Raw genomic sequence first — 14968 nt, 5'->3', positions numbered from 1 at the left:
GCTGCGTCGATAGACAGGGTGGGAGGCAACAACGCAAGCAAGAAAACTGAGTGGATGACTAGGCAGCAATCGGCGGTGTTCGAGCACGTGTTCCATGCGAACTACGTACTTGTTCGACGCTATGCGGAGCGGCGCGTACCAAGCGCGGCGCTCGCCGAAGACATCGCGGCCGAGACGTTTACGGCCGCCTGGGTCCGATACCAACAGGGAGACTCGATCGAGTTGCCCTGGCTGTATCGGGTCGCATCCAACAAGATCAACGACCACTTCCGATCCGCAGAACGTAAACGAGCCGTCGAAGAGACCCTCGAACGCGTGCTGTCGGAGCAGGAGGAGGGCGCGGACACGCTGGAGAAGATCGCACTCGGCCGCTCGCTGTTGAAGCTCACGGACAGGGAACGGGAAGCAATCCTGCTGACCTATTGGGAGGGCCTTGGGGCCGCAGAAGTTGCGGTGGCTCTCTCCTGTTCCGTGGCGTCGGCCTGGGCGATTCTCAGCCGGGCACGGAAGAAACTCCGTGTCCTGATGGGCGAGCCGTTTGTTGCTGGAATGACCGATGGGGGACGCAAATGAATACGGGGAATGACGCGCTCGCGAGGCTCATGTCCGGCATCGATCCGGCCACGACTCCTCTCGGCTCCGCACTCGGTGAACGCGAACTTGCGCTCCTTGAGCGTGTTCAGAGCACGAGCGCACACATTCACAGCCACATGGGTCTTCGATCCCGGGGCACCAACCACGGCCGCGCTGCACGCATTCGCCGGTTCCGGGTGCCCACGTTCGCGGTTGTTGCGTCCCTCATCGCCATCCTTGTGGTGGCGGCCACGTCGATGTCGCTCTGGCCCGGGCAGACCCCGCTGGCCCGCGCGGTGACCCCCCAGCCGCTGGTTGCGGTTCCCCTAGACAACCAGCAGCCCGAAACCCTGCTGCTGTCGATGAGCGAGTCGCTGCGGGGGGCTCATCAGCCCGCGGCCCAACGCGTGCGCTTCCAAAACTGGGCGCTGGCTTTTACCCCCGATGATCCACCCCGGTCGATCGTGCCGCAGCGCTTTGACATCATCAGCCTGCCCGATGGATCCACGGTGTCCGAGCGCCGTGCGGCGGGCAACTTTGATTCCGCCGGACACCAGCTTTCCGGATCCGACGAGCCCGCACCCGGAACCCTGTTGGATCGACACACCTACCAGCCCGGCCAGTACGGCTATCTGTTTAGCAGCCCCGACGGGGTCACCGACTGGGGCGCCTACCTGCGCTCCGGCGGGGGACTGGGGGCAAGCCCGAGCACGGGCGACTACTTCACCGCGGTCAAAAACCTCCTGGTGGAGCGGGCCCTGACCTCCCTGCAGCAGGCAGAAATGCTGGCGTTCCTCGCGACTCTGCCGGATATTCGGGTGGACGGCACCGTGACCGACCGGCTCGGACGTACCGGTGTCAGCATCAGCACCGAATCCCGCGACCCGGGACGCACCCTCGATGTTTTGGTGGTGACCCCCACACGCGGTGTAATCGCATACGAAAACGTGTATACGGGCACCGACCGATCTGATCTCCAGGCACCCGCAGTAATTGACTACAACGCCTGGTTCTAGAAAGGGAAACATCACATGAAACTGAGCGCCCGCGTCCTCCCCGCCGCCGCACTCCTGGCCACGCTGCTGATCGGTGGCGCCACCGCCGCCCAGGCGGCCACCCCGAGCCGTTCCGACCAGGTTCAAGACCGGGTCAACCAGGTTTTGGTTGAGTTCCCCGGTGGTGTGCAGACCGGACCGGGTGAGGTCACCTGGAATGGCGGTGAGACCATCCTGAATATTGTGCTGGAGGGGAGTCTCTCGAACTTCGCCGTTGGTAACTGTGCCACGGGCAGCATGTGCGCCTACACGTCCACGGGCGGGGCCGGATCAAAGATCTCCTTCACCAGCTGCACCGCCGCGAACTCGGTGGCCCCGCTGGGTTCCGCCGTTCGGTCGGTGGCGAATGCCCGCTCCTCGGGAACCGCCTTCGGATACAACGGTTCGTCCCCGGTGCTGGTGGTTCCGGCCGGCTCGCAGGTCAACACCAGCGCAAGTATCACCCGCGTCGGCTGCTAGGTTTTTCCGAGCCCCCGTCACCCGGCCGGGTGACGGGGGCTCGTGGGTGAGTGCGGGCACGGATCGTCCCGGTTTCCCCACCCGTGGTGCTAGATTCCTGGGATGATCCCCATCGCCCTCATTCGTCCCGCTCGGGCCTCGGACGCCGCCGACATCGGTGCCGTGCACGCTCGTGCCTGGCAGGAAACGTATCGGGGGGATGTGCCGGATGCGGTACTGGATGATCCCGAGGAGCCTCGGCGTCGCGCGGATATGTGGGGAAACATGCTGTCGAGGCCGATCGGATCCGATCGTTTCTTGAACGTGGCCGAGATCGAGGGAACCGTGGTGGGCATCGCGATGTCCGGGCCCGCCGAGGAGCCGGATGTCCCGGGAGCGAGCGAGCTCAAAGTCCTCTATGTCCTTGCTGAACAACACGGCACGGGTCTCGGCGCGCGCCTCCTGAATTCCGTCCTTGACCCGGACTCCCTCGCGGTCTTATGGGTGCTCGACCCCAACCCGCGTGCCCAACGCTTCTATCGCAAGCACGGCTTTGTACCCGATGGGGCCGCCCAGGCGTGGGAGTACGATACGCGGGAAATTCGGATGGTGCGGGCCGGTAAGCGGCACCCCCGTCCGGGGGATGTTACCGCCTAGACACCGGGCATTCATTCGCGACACATAGCGTCGCAGGCGGCCCTCACGCCGCGAGTGATGTCGCGGGCGTGCACACCTCACCGTCTAGGACATCCGTGATTTCCCTTCGTTCCACCCCCGCACGCCTCGTGCTTGGCGCGGGAGTATTTGCCCTGACCCTCGCGGTCGCCGCCGGTGCCGGTGCCGAGACCGGCGCTCACCTGAGCTCCAAGCAGCCCTATCGGGAGCCCGACGCGGCGACCCTGGCCGGATACACCCACGCGCCGGATGGTTACACCCCGCTGCTCACCGAATCCGTGGCCCGCCACGGATCGCGGGGGCTGTCCGAGTATAAGTACGATGCGCTGCTGACCCGACTGTCCGAGACCGCGCTCGCCGAAAACGGGTTTGTGAGTCCCGAGATCGGGCAGCGGTTCCTGGCCGACCTGCGCGGGATCACCGCCGCCAACGTGCAGAACGGCTATGGCCAGCTGACCGGTCAGGGCGCCACCCAGCACCAGGGTCTCGGGGAGCGGGCGGTCGCCCGCAACGCGGCCCTGTTTGCCCAGGCCGAAAAGGACGGCGACCGGATCATCGCCGAAACCTCGGGGGAAGCCCGCGCCACCGAGTCGGGCACCAACTTTCTGGCCGGGGTGACGAAGGCCGGTGCCGGCGCGCTGACCCGGGGGATCACCCCGGAACCGCGCCCCGATCTGCTCTACTTCCATAAATCACAAAACCCCGACGGCACCACCAAGCCCGCCGGCTCACCGGAGCTTGCGCGTGCCCAGGCCTATGAGGCCTATGTGGCCGCGCAGACGGCCCCGGGCGGGACCATTTCCGCGGCCCTCGACTACATCAACGCGCTGCCACGCTCGGTAAGCGCCGCCGACGATGTGCTCTCGGGCATCTTCACTCCGGACTTCATCGCCAAGATCGGGACTCCTGGTCACGTCTGGTACAACACCGTGGATGGCACCAAGAAGGGCGCTGTGAGTTGTGCGCCCGGCGCCGATCCGGCCAAGGATAAGTCGGCCTGCGGGAGCCCCAAGAAGGTCATCGCGACCCCGGTGGATGCGGCCATGACGCTCTACAACCTCTACATCATCGGTGCGGACATGACCGCCGAGAACACCGGTGACCACACCTTCGATTTCGGTTCCTATCTCAACGGGCGTGATGCCGACCTGGAGTGGTTCGCCTCGCTGCTGGACGCCGAGGACTTCTACGAGAAGGGTCCGGGGCTCGCGGGGCACGACGATACCTATCGGGTGGCTCAGCCGCTGCTGGATGACTTCTTCGCAACCATCGATGACCGGATGGCCGGGGATAACGTGGCCGCAACCTTCCGCTTCGCCCACGCCGAGACGATCATCCCGTTTGCCGCGCTGCTCAAGCTCCCGGGATCCACTCGGCAGGCCCCGGATAACGCGCATCCGCAGTCGCTGAACGACGTGTTTGACTACACCAACAACCCGTGGCGCGGGGAGTCCGTGACCCCGATGGCCGCCAACGTGCAGTGGGACGTATCCGGCCGGGTGGGCACCGATCCGGCCACCGGCCGGGCGTTTACTCCGCTGGTGCGGATGCTCTACAACGAGCGGGAGATCGGCTTCACCGATGCGTGTGTTCCGGTGGCCGCCGGCTCGACCTGGTACAAGGTCTCGGAGCTCAAGCACTGCCTGAACGGAGCCGAGCGGATCGAGGATCCGCGGATCGCCGCCGCGCCCGTGGACCCGACCGCGAGCCCGGACCCGACCTCGGCTCCGGACCCGACCGCGGTTCCGACGGCGTCTCCGGCACCGACCAGCGCGGCACCGACCAACACGGCGTCCACTGATCCGGCAGCTACCGGTCCGTCCTCCGCGAAGCCTTCGGCCCGCCCGGCGGCCGCGGGGGCGCTGGCGTCCACCGGTCTCGAGGCCGAAAACCTGATGCCGCTTGCCCTGTTGGCCAGCAGCGCCCTGCTCCTCGGCGCGCTCGCCGTGGGATGGTTTGTCCTGCGTCGTCGTCGCCTCGAGGAATCCGAAACCGAGCTCTAGCTCCACACACGGCAACGGCCCCGACCGGGATCTCTCCCGGCCGGGGCCGCTCTGCGTAAGGCTAGTCGCGTTCCAGGATCGCCCGCACCCGCGGGATCACCTCGGTCCCATACAGCTCGATGCTCGAGAGCAGCTGATCATGCGGCATGGTTCCGGTGGCGTACTTGAGGTCGAACCGGTCGGTTCCCAGCAGCTTCACGGTCCGGGCGATCTTGGTGGCCACGGTGTCCGGGGAACCCACGTACAGCGAGCCGTGCTCGATCTCGTCCACGTACTCCTGCTCGGTCATCGCCGGCCAGCCGCGCTCGGCACCGATGCGGTTGCGCATCACCAGCTGGTGCGGCCACAGCTCCTCGCGGGCCTGGGCGTCGGTGGCGGCGATGTGTCCGGGGGAGTGCACGCCGAGCGGCATGCCGGTGGACCCGACCTGCTCCTGCGCGCGGCGGTAGAGGTCCACGTAGGGCACAAAGCGTGCGGGGTCGCCGCCGATGATCGCCAGGGTCATCGGGATGCCGTACTCGACCGAGCGCACCACGGATTCGGGGGAACCGCCCACGCCGATCCAGGCGGTCACCGCGCCCTTCTCGGTGCGCGGGTACACACGCTGGTCCTTCAGCGGCGGGCGAATGGTGCCCGACCAGGTCACCGGACCCTCGCTGCGCAGGGTGGCAAACAGGTCCAGCTTCTCGCTGAAGAGGGTCTCATAGTCGGCGAGGTCGTAGCCGAACAGCGGGAAAGACTCGGTGAAGGAGCCGCGGCCGAGGATGACCTCGGCGCGCCCGTTGGAGAGGGCGTCGAGGGTTGCGAAGCGCTCATAGACGCGGATCGGGTCGTCGCTGCTGAGCACGGTCACCGCGGTGCCGAGCTTGATCCGCGAGGTCTGACCGGCCAGCGAGGCCAGGATCATGTCGGGGGCGCTAACCGAGAAGTCGTCGCGGTGGTGCTCGCCGATGCCAAAGAAGTCCACGCCCACCCGGTCGGCCAGGACGCCCTGGGCAACCACGTTGCGGATAACCTCGGCGTCGCTCAGACGCGTGCCGGTGGCGTCGACGGTGGCATCGCCGAAGGTGTCGAGTCCAAGCTCGAGGGGTCTGGTCATGATGGCTCTCCTAGGGTCGACCGATTTCGATGCATTTGCATACAATAACCGGATCCGGGTGAATCTATTCCCACCACACCGAATCGCTTATCCGACCGGCACCACCGGCTCAACCGATTTCAGGGCTGCCAGGCGTGCACGATCGACGTGCACTCCGCGGGGCAGTCGAGGGAGCGCCTCGGGGAGTGCGCCCAGCTCGCGGTAGCAGTGCTGCAGGGCCGACACCATCGCCCCCACGGCGCCGGAGAAGTCGTCCAGGGTTGCCAGCTCCAGGCGCGGTGCGAGCCGGAGGTGGCCACCAAGGAGCTCCTGATAGCGCGCCAGCTCGGGGGCGAGGGCGCGGGAGAGGCCGCCGCTGAGCACCACCGTATCCGGGTCGCAGGACACCGACACCGCGGTGAGGGCCACCATCAGTCCCTGTTCAAACTGCTGACGGAGTGCGGCGATGCGCGGGGCCGGATCGCTCACGAAGAGATCGGCCGGGCTCTCCAGGGCAATCCCCGCGAGCTCCGCCTGGCGCAGGATTCCGCCGCCGGTGACCAGGTGTTCAAGCCGGGCACCCATCGGACCGATCGGAAGCTGGCCGAACTCACCCACCAGGCCGCGGGTTCCACGCAAAACCCTACCGTCCATCGCCAGCGCGCTTCCCAGTCCAAACCCGAGGCTGAGCAGGGCGGCATTGGGGGAGTGGGCGGCGGCACCAAAGTGCAGCTCGCCCAGCAGGGCAAAGTTGGCGTCGTTATCGCAGACGACCGCGCAGGGCAGTGCCGTGCGCAGGGCGGCGAGGAATTCGGTGCCCTCGATCTGCGGCAGGTTGGGGGCGTGGGAAATGCGCTGCTCGGGGATCTCCAGCGAGCCGGGGACCCCGAGGGCGACCTGGCGCAGGGGGGCGGCGAATCCGGCCGAGAGGTCGAGGATGACCCCGGCGAGCCAGTCGATCAGCGCCGGGAGGTCAAGTGTGCCGGGGGTGGCCAGCTCGCGCACGGCCAGCGGGGTTCCGTGGATATGGCCGATCACGATCCGGGTTTTGCTGGCACCCAGATCCACCCCGGCCACGATGCCCAGGTCTGCACGTAGGTCGAGCTGCACCGCCCGGCGTCCGCGCTGCTCGGAGACGATCTCCTGGGTCTCGGTAATCAGATCCTCGCCGATCAGCTGTTCCACGGTGCGGGTCACGGTGGCGGCGGAGATCCCGGCGGCGGTGGCGAGTTTTTTGCGGCTGGCCGGTCGCTCCAGCAGCAGGGTGGTGAGCACGGCGCTGCGATTGAGTTCTCGAGTGTCCTGGACCATGGTGCTCCCTTTTGTGCTCAGCCTGAATCTAAAAGTACCGCATGTTCGGGTTCTCGGCGGGCGTATCGCGGTTTTTACGGCCTGGAAACACGCCCGACATATTCGCGAGTTTAGATTTGATTGCTCGATGAAAATAAAACCAGAATCGAGTTCGCGATGGTGGGCAGGTAATTCGGGGGCAAAACCGATCGCGATATCCCTCTCAATCAGCAGTCGCACCTGGAAGGTCACCCCATGCACATCACCCGCCCCGGCCGACGCTTCGGCGCCCGCATCGCCATTGCCGGAGCCATCGCGCTCTCGCTCACCCTCAGCGGCTGTGCCGCCACCTCCGGTCCGGCCTCCACGCCGACCAGCAGTGCCACCCAGCCCACCCTGACCTTCGCCGGCCCCAACGGCGAAAAGCCCGACGCCCTCAGCGCGCTCTCGCTCACCGCCGACGAGATCGCCAAGGTTAAGGCCGGTAACTTCACCGCCGCCTTCGTCTGGCACACCTCCTCCGACTTCGTGACCGCCGTAGAAAAGGGTGCCCGCGAGGAGTTCGAAAAACTCGGCATCAAGGTGGTTGCCAGCACCCAGGCCGGCTTCAACGCGGCCACCCAGGCCAATAACGTCCAGACCGTGCTCGCCCTGCACCCCTCGATCGTGGTGGGTATCGCCGTGGACCCCACCTCCGCCGCCAAGGCGTTCCAGCCGGTGGTGGACTCGGGCACCAAGCTCGTGATCATGACCACCCCGCCGGCCGGATATAAGGCGGGCAAGGACTTCGTCTCGATCGTCACCGAGGACCTCAGCAAGGCCGGCAAGGCCAACGCTGACATCATCGGCAAGGAGATGAAGGGTGAGGGTGAGGTTGGCTACCTCTCCTACAACGCCAACTTCTGGTTCACCAACCAGCGCGACCAGGCCTTCAAGGACTGGCTGGGCTACTCCTACCCGAAGATGCAGATCGTCGACAGCGAGGGTTTCGCCGACGAGACCGCGACCCAGACCATCGCCGCCGCGATGATCGCCAAGCACCCGAACATGAAGGCGATCTACGTCTCCTGGGCCACCGCGGCTCAGGGTGTGGTGGCCGCCATTCGGGCCGCCGGACGCACCGACATCAAGGTGGTCACCAACGACCTCGACACGACCCTGGCCGCGGCCATGGTGGGGAACGGTCCGGTCGCCGGCCTGGTGGGCAATGGCTCGCTGGGAATCGGGCAGGGCCTGGCCCTCGCCGGTGCCTTCGGTGTCCTGAACAAGCCGGCCCCGGCCCTGGTGGCCTCGGACCCGACCTCGGTCACCGGCGACAACCTCAAGGACGCCTGGAAGGCCGACTACGGCTCCGACCTCCCCGCGAGCGTGGGCAAGTAACACGCCCCCAAAGACCGATGGGTGGTCGTGTTCCCCCGCGCGGCCACCCATCATTTCCTCCCCGTCATCCCCTCTCCCCGCACCGTCGGGTGTGATCTAGGAGCACATCATGACCCAGGCAATGACCGTTCTCGGTCCGGTTCCGGTTTCGGAACTGGGGCGGATCATGCCCCACGAGCACCTGCTCTCCCTCACCCCCGGCCCCTGGCAGGTGGGTGGCCCCGGCAGCGAGGCGGCCGCCGCGAACGCGGTGGATCTCGCGGTGGATGCCTTGTCCCGGCTCCCCGAACTCGGCTTCTTCACCGTGGTGGATCTCAGCCCCTACGGGGTTGTGGGTCGCGATGCTCAGGGGGACAACGCGGCCCTGCTGCGCGAGATTTCCCGGCGCAGCGGACTGCACATCATCTCGGGCACCGCACTGTACCTGGAGTCGTATTCGCCCGGGTGGGCCCGCGAGGCCAGCCTCGATGAGCCGGTCACTCGCCTGGTGCGCGACGCCACCGAGGGGATCGGATCCTCCGGGGTACGCGCCGGCGTCTTTGGCGAGCAGGCCACCGGACTGGATGTGATCTCCGCCCATGAGGAGAAGTGTCTGCGGGCCATCGCCCGCGCACACCGGGAGACCGGGTTGTCGATCATGACCCACACAACCCACGGTTCGATGGCGCTGGAGCAGATCGCCCTGCTGCGCGCGGAGGGGGTGGAACTGGACCGGGTGGTCATCGGCCACCTCGATACCCAGCTCGACCCCAACCTGCCCCGCCGGATCCTCGACACCGGTGCCCGAATCGCGATCGACACCATCGGCAAGCAGGACTGGGACTTCTTCTTGGGCCCGGCCCCCGCGGGGGAGCGCGGCGAGGGGGAATATCCCAAGCGCGCATTCCACCGCTCCGATCGGGGCCGCGCCGACCTGGTGGCCGCGCTCGCCGCCGAGGGTCTGGCCGGCCGCATCCTGCTGGCCCAGGATCTCACCGGTGCCGAGGTGTGGCTGAACCCCGACACCCACGGCCAGTACGGCTACTCCTATCTGGGTGAGGTGTTTGTGCCGATGTTGATCGAGCGCGGAGTCTCCGAGGCCAATCTTGAACTCCTGCTGGCCACCGGTCCCGGGGAGGTGTTGGGACTGTGAGCGCCGCCACACACCCCGCCGTGGTGGTGGGCATCGACCTGGGTGGCACCAAGGTGCGCGCGGCCCTGGCCGATACCCGGGGCAGGCTCCTGCACCGGCTCACCGAGCCCACCCGTCCGGGAATCGCGCTGATCGCCCAGCTCACCGATATCGTCACCCGGCTTTCGGCCCTGGCCCCGGATGCGCCGGTGGTGGGCACGGCTATCGGCGGTGCCGGGGTTCCACTGCCCGATGGGAGCGGCTTCACCCAGGCACCGAATCTCGGCGAGTTGGGTGAGGTCTCACTGGTTGCCGAGCTGCGGCACCGGCTGGGCCACCCGGTGGTGATCGAGAACGACGTCAACATCGCCGCCCTCGGCGAGCTGCACGCCGGTGCCGGCCGCGAGAGCGAGAGCTTCGCCTTTGTCTCGGTGGGCACCGGGATCGGCGTGGGCCTGGTGCTCGCGGGATCCATCTGGCCGGGGGTCAGCGGTGCCGCCGGGGAGGTTGGATATCTTCCGTTTGGCAGCGATCCCCTGGATCCCCGCAATCAGCGCCGCGGTGCCCTCGAGGAGGTTGTGGCCGGCAACGTGCTGGCCCAGCGCCTCCCGCAGCCCGCCGGGGAACCGCCGCTCACCGCCCGGGAGGTTTTCGCCGCGGCCGAGGCGGGGGATCCGCTCGCGATCCGGGCCCTGGACACCCAGGCGCGCTGGCTCGCCCACACCCTGCTCGCCATCGACGCGGTGGTGGATCCGGGCCTCTACATTCTCGGCGGGGGAATCGGGTCCAGACCCGAACTCCTCGCCCCTCTTGATCGCTGGCTGGCGCGTCTGGGACGCCCGGGACTGCGTGTCCGCAGCAGCGAACTGGGCGATGACGCCCCGCTGCACGGTGCCGTCCACCTCGCGCTCGCCGCGGCGATCACCCCCTCCTCCCTCCCCAGAGAAAGTGAAGCATCATGACCGTGACCCAGGCAGACGGAACACTCACCGTCGGCGGTCGTTTCCGCCGGGTGAACTGGCGGCAGTACGTCGTCTACATCGGATTTATCGTTGTATTTATCTACTTCGCCGCAACCCAGGGGGCGAACTTTGTGAACCCCACCACCCTGGTGACCATCATCACTCAGGCGACCCCGATCACCGTGATGGCGGTGGGCACGGTGTTCATGCTGAGCCTCGGCGAGATCGACCTGTCGATCGGCTCCACGGTTGCGCTCTCGGCCCTGGTGGCCGCGGTCTCCCTCCAGGCCACCGGACAGTGGTGGCTCGCGGCGCTCGCCGGATTGGCGATCGGCGCGGTGGTGGGTCTGGTCAACGGACTGTTTGTCACCCTGGTGCGCCTGCCCTCCTTCCTGGTCACCTTGGCCACGATGGGGCTGGTCGCCGGGCTCGCCCAGCAGCTCACCAACCTGCAGTCGGTTCCGGTGACCGAGCCGGTCTTCAGCTGGATCTTCGGTGCCGGAGACATCGCCGGGATGCCGATCCTGGTGGTCTGGAGCATCGTGGTGGTGGCCCTGGGCTGGCATGTGCTGCGTCAGCGCCGCTTCGGTGCCCACGTGCTTGCGGTGGGTAACCGCGCGGCCGCCGCCTCGGTCAGCGGGATCCGGGTGAACCGGGTCAAGCTCATCGTGTTTGCCCTGAGCGGGGTGACCGCGGGCCTCGCGGGTCTGCTCTACTCGGGCCGTCTGGCCGGTGCAACCTACACCCTGGGTGGATCGGACCTGATGAGTGTGCTGGCGGCGGTCATCGTCGGCGGCACCGCTCTCACCGGTGGTAAGGCCTCGATGATCGGCGCCCTGGTGGGCAGTCTGTTCATGAGCATGATCAACTACGGCCTGCTGCTCGGCGGCCTCACCGTGGCCCAGCAGATGATCGTGCGTGGCGTGATCATCCTGATCGCCGTCTCCCTCTCCCTCCGCGCCAAGAAGAGCAGTTAGGACCCGTCATGTTTCTTGATCTCCTGCGCCGCCGCAACCCCGAACTCCTGCGGGTTGCCGCCCAGTTCCACCGCGACGGATTGATCCCGCCGAACACCTATGTAATCGACCTGGATGCGGTCACCCGCAATGCCGGTTACATCGCGACCGAGGCCGCCCGCTTTGGGTTCACCCCGTTTGCGATGACCAAGCAGATCGGCCGCAACCCCGATGCCTCGGCCGCGATCCGTGCCGGGGGAATCACCCACGCGGTGGGGGTGGACCTCGAGTGTGCGGTGGCCGCGGCCTCGGGCGGACTGGCCACCGGACACCTCGGACACCTGGTCCAGATCCCGCGGCACAGCGCGGCGACCGCCGCCGCGCTGAACCCGCTGTACTGGACCGTGTTCTCCGAGCAGAAGGCCCGCGAGGCCGGTGCCGCGGCGCTGGAGCTGGGGCGAGAGCAGGACGTGCTCGCCCGCATCTTCGCCCCCGGAGACCGCTTCTACCCGAGCCACGAGGGTGGCTTCGAGGCCGACCAGATTGCCCGGGTGGCCGACCGCCTGGACGCGATCCCCGGGGTGCGTTTCGCCGGGATTACCACCTTCCCGGCGACCCTGTTCGATCCCGAATCCGGCACCGCTAAGCCCACCCCGAACCTGGGGACCCTGACCGAGGCGCTGCACGAGCTGGAGTGGGCGGGCCGGCACAACATCGTGGTGAATGCCCCCGGCACCACCTCGACGGCGATCTTCCCCGCGCTCGCCGAAGCTGGGGCGACCCAGGTGGAGCCCGGACACGGGCTCACCGGGACCACCCCGCTGCACGCGGTCCAGGACCTCGCCGAGGACCCCGCCATCGCCTACGTCTCCGAGGTCTCGCACCTGTGGAACGACCGCGCCTATGTGTTTGGCGGCGGACTCTACGTGGACCCGGTCCTGGGTTCGGCACGCACCGAGGCGCTGGTGCTCGGTGCCCAGGACGACCCGGCTACGGCGGTCCCGCAGCAGGTAGATATGCCCGACGCTTCGGCCATCGACTACTACGCCACCATCCCGGGAGCGGGCGCGCACCGGGCCTGCCCGGGGGATACCGTCATCTTCGGATTCCGCCCCCAGGTGTTTGTCACCCGCGGTTTGACCGCGGGTATCTCCGGCCTCTCCACCGGAAACCCGGTCCTCGCGGGCATCTGGTCCGCCGATGGTTCGGCACCCCTCACCCACGCCGCCGATGGTTTCGCCACCGGTACGTCGGGTACCCACGCCGCAGCCCACAACGCCGGGAGCAACTCATGAGCACCAGCACCAGTACCAACACCTTTGCCCTTCAGCTGGACGGGATCACCAAGCACTTTGGTGGCATCGTCGCGATCAAGCACTTCGACCTGCAGATCAAACCCGGTGAGATCGTCGCCCTGGTCGGCGATAACGGAGCGGGCAAATCCACCCTGGTCAAGATCATCTCGGGGATGTACCAGCCCACCGCCGGCGAGATTCGGTTGAACGGCACCCCCACCAACTTCCGCGACCCCTCGGATGCCCGCACCAAGGGTGTCGAGGTGGTCTATCAGGACCTGGCCCTGGTGGACCTGCAGCCCGTCTACATGAACATGTTCCTGGGGCGCGAGCTGCGCAAGAAGCCCTTTGGGACCCTGGACCGTCGTGAGATGGCCGCGCAGACCCAGGCGCTGGTGGACGAGCTGGACGTACGCATCCCTTCGGCCAAGGCGCCGCTAAGCGACCTCTCCGGTGGTCAGCGGCAGGGCATCGCCATCGCTCGGGCCACTAACTGGGCGAGCAGCCTGGTGCTGATGGATGAGCCCACCGCGGCCCTCGGTGTGGCCGAGACCGCCCGGGTGGAGCAGATCATCATGCGCCTGCGCGAGCGTGGAGCCGGGGTCCTGATCGTCAGCCACAACATGGAACAGGTCTTCCGGGTGGCCGATCGGGTGACGGTCCTGCGCCGCGGGACCCAGGTGGCGACCAAGCGCATCGACGAGGTCACCCACAACGAGCTGATCGCGATGATCACCGGGCTCACCTCATGAGCGAAAAAGAATTCCCCACGAAGCCCGGCGCAGACTATAGCCTGGGAGCCATGTCGACCGAGAACAACCTGGATGCCCCGAACAAAGACGTGCGTGTGCCCGGTGCGCTGATGCGTGCGGAGATCGCCGAACAACCCGTGCGCTGGCGCGAGCTGGTGCGCGAATCCCGCGCACAGATTGATGCGGCGGCCGCGCTGATCACCGAGGGTAAGCCCGAGCTGATCGTGATGGTGGCCCGCGGCTCGAGCGATCACGCCGCCAACTACGCGCAGTATCTGATTCACGCGGTGCTGGGGATCCCGGTTGCGCTGGCCACCCCGGCCAGCGTGCACCCGAATGCCCCGCAGCTGCGCTACCCCAATGCGCTGGCCATCGCGATCTCTCAGTCGGGACGCTCCCCGGACCTGATCGCCACCGTGGAGTCGATCCGCGCGGGCGGTACCCCGGTGCTCAGCCTCACCAATAACGCTGACAGCCCGCTGGCCGACCTCGCGGACGTCGCGGTGGACCTGTCCGCGGGCCCCGAGCTCTCGGTGGCCGCGACCAAGACCTACACCGCCTCGCTGCTGGCCATCGTGCTGCTGGTGCTGCGTGCGGCGGGGGAGGAGTGGGACGCGATCCTGCCGCGGGTTGATCGGCTCGCCGATAGCGCCGAGGCCTTCCTAGCGGACCCTTCGGCATCGGCCGAGGCGCTTGCCCTACTCTCGGGGCGGGAGCGCATCGTGGTGGTGGGCCGCGGGGTCTCGATGTCCTCGGCTCGGGAGGGCGCGCTCAAGCTCATGGAGACCAACGCGATCGCCGCCTCGGGATGGAGCGCCGCCGATGCGATCCACGGACCGCTCGGCCAGGTGACCCCGGGAACGGTTGCGGTGGTGCTGACCGGGACCGCACTGGGACGGGACTCGGTGATCGAGTTTGCCGAGAAGGCTCACGCGCTGGGTGCCGACGTGCTGGAGGTGGGCCCGGGCGTCATCGAGTTTGCCGATGCGCACATCACCCTGCCGCAGGTTCCGATGGGTGGCGTCCCGATCCTGGAGACCATTCCGCTGCAGTCGCTCGCCCTCGAGCTTGCGCTCCAGCGTCGACTGGATCCGGATTCCCCGGCCGGCCTGAACAAGGTCACGCTCACGCACTAGTCCGCTCCATCTTCGGATCCCCTCGTTTTCCCCGCGCGCGGGCGACACGAGGGGATCCGCATGTTTCCGGGGGAGTGCCTTCACGACACGCCACTATTCGGGCTCGATTTGCCGGAACCCTGGAACCTGCGTAAAGTAATACTCATCACCCCAAAGGTGCGGCAAGCGAGAAGCGGCCGGCCTCAAGCGGGATCATCCCCACACTTCAACACGCCGGACTTGTTCTGTGCTTGGTTGTGTGGCAGGATTGAAACTCATCCGCTT

The 14968-nt window shown here is 67.3% G+C and carries 14 protein-coding genes; 12 read left to right on the top strand and 2 right to left on the bottom strand.

The annotated features are described in order from the left end of the window. The first annotated feature begins 54 nt into the window (after nucleotides 1–54). The 5 genes from M2390_RS15670 (at nucleotide 55) to M2390_RS15650 (ending at nucleotide 4744) form a co-directional block, all read left to right on the top strand. Nucleotides 55–573: an RNA polymerase sigma factor gene (locus M2390_RS15670; RefSeq protein WP_121687881.1), complete on the top strand. Its 519-nt coding sequence runs from the start codon at nucleotides 55–57 to the stop codon at nucleotides 571–573. Further along, nucleotides 570–1589 (top strand): hypothetical protein, encoded by a 1020-nt coding sequence (locus tag M2390_RS15665; RefSeq protein ID WP_259180120.1) that lies wholly within the window; start codon nucleotides 570–572, stop codon nucleotides 1587–1589. Before M2390_RS15670 ends, M2390_RS15665 begins: the two co-directional genes overlap by 4 nt. Before the next feature lie 15 nt (nucleotides 1590–1604). Continuing rightward, complete coding sequence (locus M2390_RS15660) at nucleotides 1605–2087, top strand: hypothetical protein (protein ID WP_259180119.1); 483 nt, start codon at nucleotides 1605–1607, stop codon at nucleotides 2085–2087. Nucleotides 2088–2189: 102 nt separating this feature from the next. Continuing rightward, entirely contained in the window at nucleotides 2190–2723 is a 534-nt protein-coding gene (locus tag M2390_RS15655) for a GNAT family N-acetyltransferase (protein WP_259180118.1), read from the top strand. A gap of 95 nt (nucleotides 2724–2818) precedes the next feature. Next, entirely contained in the window at nucleotides 2819–4744 is a 1926-nt protein-coding gene (locus M2390_RS15650) for a histidine acid phosphatase (RefSeq protein WP_259180116.1), read from the top strand. A gap of 61 nt (nucleotides 4745–4805) precedes the next feature. Here M2390_RS15650 and M2390_RS15645 read toward each other — a convergent pair whose 3' ends face one another. Both M2390_RS15645 and M2390_RS15640 read right to left on the bottom strand, forming a co-directional pair. Further along, nucleotides 4806–5843 carry an LLM class flavin-dependent oxidoreductase gene (locus M2390_RS15645; protein WP_259180114.1) on the bottom strand — a complete coding sequence of 346 codons (1038 nt, stop codon included), beginning with the start codon at nucleotides 5841–5843 and terminating at the stop codon, nucleotides 4806–4808. Between the two features lie 87 nt (nucleotides 5844–5930). Then, complete coding sequence (locus tag M2390_RS15640; protein WP_259180112.1) at nucleotides 5931–7133, bottom strand: ROK family transcriptional regulator; 1203 nt, start codon at nucleotides 7131–7133, stop codon at nucleotides 5931–5933. Nucleotides 7134–7367: 234 nt separating this feature from the next. Here M2390_RS15640 and M2390_RS15635 point away from each other — a divergent pair, with 234 nt between their 5' ends. The 7 genes from M2390_RS15635 (at nucleotide 7368) to M2390_RS15605 (ending at nucleotide 14704) form a co-directional block, all read left to right on the top strand. Continuing rightward, nucleotides 7368–8492, top strand: a complete 1125-nt coding sequence (locus M2390_RS15635; RefSeq protein ID WP_030147546.1) for a substrate-binding domain-containing protein — start codon at nucleotides 7368–7370, stop codon at nucleotides 8490–8492. 109 nt (nucleotides 8493–8601) lie between these two features. Further along, a complete protein-coding gene (locus M2390_RS15630; RefSeq protein WP_259180110.1) occupies nucleotides 8602–9624 on the top strand; it encodes a phosphotriesterase in 1023 nt (340 codons plus the stop codon). Further along, complete coding sequence (locus M2390_RS15625) at nucleotides 9621–10565, top strand: ROK family protein (protein ID WP_259180108.1); 945 nt, start codon at nucleotides 9621–9623, stop codon at nucleotides 10563–10565. The genes M2390_RS15630 and M2390_RS15625 overlap by 4 nt, the downstream gene beginning before the upstream one ends. Beyond that, a complete protein-coding gene (locus M2390_RS15620) occupies nucleotides 10562–11542 on the top strand; it encodes an ABC transporter permease (protein WP_259180106.1) in 981 nt (326 codons plus the stop codon). Before M2390_RS15625 ends, M2390_RS15620 begins: the two co-directional genes overlap by 4 nt. Nucleotides 11543–11550: 8 nt before the next feature. Further along, nucleotides 11551–12816 carry an alanine racemase gene (locus M2390_RS15615; RefSeq protein ID WP_259180105.1) on the top strand — a complete coding sequence of 422 codons (1266 nt, stop codon included), beginning with the start codon at nucleotides 11551–11553 and terminating at the stop codon, nucleotides 12814–12816. Continuing rightward, a complete protein-coding gene (locus M2390_RS15610) occupies nucleotides 12813–13568 on the top strand; it encodes an ATP-binding cassette domain-containing protein (RefSeq protein WP_259180104.1) in 756 nt (251 codons plus the stop codon). The genes M2390_RS15615 and M2390_RS15610 overlap by 4 nt, the downstream gene beginning before the upstream one ends. A gap of 50 nt (nucleotides 13569–13618) precedes the next feature. Further along, a complete protein-coding gene (locus M2390_RS15605; RefSeq protein WP_259180102.1) occupies nucleotides 13619–14704 on the top strand; it encodes an SIS domain-containing protein in 1086 nt (361 codons plus the stop codon). Nucleotides 14705–14968: the final 264 nt, after the last annotated feature.

Origin of the sequence: Mycetocola sp. BIGb0189 (genome assembly GCF_024810155.1) — a bacterium.
Classification (GTDB): Bacteria; Actinomycetota; Actinomycetes; order Actinomycetales; family Microbacteriaceae; genus Mycetocola; species Mycetocola lacteus.
The sequence above is the reverse complement of the archived record's forward strand: the minus strand, read 5'-3'. Positions and strand labels throughout refer to the sequence as shown.

Coding starts and splice junctions, on each gene's coding strand:
- M2390_RS15670 (WP_121687881.1), top strand. CDS start 55: ATGACTAGGCAGCAATCGGCGGTGTTCGAGCACGTGTTCCATGCGAAC.
- M2390_RS15665 (WP_259180120.1), top strand. CDS start 570: ATGAATACGGGGAATGACGCGCTCGCGAGGCTCATGTCCGGCATCGAT.
- M2390_RS15660 (WP_259180119.1), top strand. CDS start 1,605: ATGAAACTGAGCGCCCGCGTCCTCCCCGCCGCCGCACTCCTGGCCACG.
- M2390_RS15655 (WP_259180118.1), top strand. CDS start 2,190: ATGATCCCCATCGCCCTCATTCGTCCCGCTCGGGCCTCGGACGCCGCC.
- M2390_RS15645 (WP_259180114.1), bottom strand. CDS start 5,843: ATGACCAGACCCCTCGAGCTTGGACTCGACACCTTCGGCGATGCCACC.
- M2390_RS15640 (WP_259180112.1), bottom strand. CDS start 7,133: ATGGTCCAGGACACTCGAGAACTCAATCGCAGCGCCGTGCTCACCACC.
- M2390_RS15635 (WP_030147546.1), top strand. CDS start 7,368: ATGCACATCACCCGCCCCGGCCGACGCTTCGGCGCCCGCATCGCCATT.
- M2390_RS15630 (WP_259180110.1), top strand. CDS start 8,602: ATGACCCAGGCAATGACCGTTCTCGGTCCGGTTCCGGTTTCGGAACTG.
- M2390_RS15620 (WP_259180106.1), top strand. CDS start 10,562: ATGACCGTGACCCAGGCAGACGGAACACTCACCGTCGGCGGTCGTTTC.
- M2390_RS15615 (WP_259180105.1), top strand. CDS start 11,551: ATGTTTCTTGATCTCCTGCGCCGCCGCAACCCCGAACTCCTGCGGGTT.
- M2390_RS15610 (WP_259180104.1), top strand. CDS start 12,813: ATGAGCACCAGCACCAGTACCAACACCTTTGCCCTTCAGCTGGACGGG.
- M2390_RS15605 (WP_259180102.1), top strand. CDS start 13,619: ATGTCGACCGAGAACAACCTGGATGCCCCGAACAAAGACGTGCGTGTG.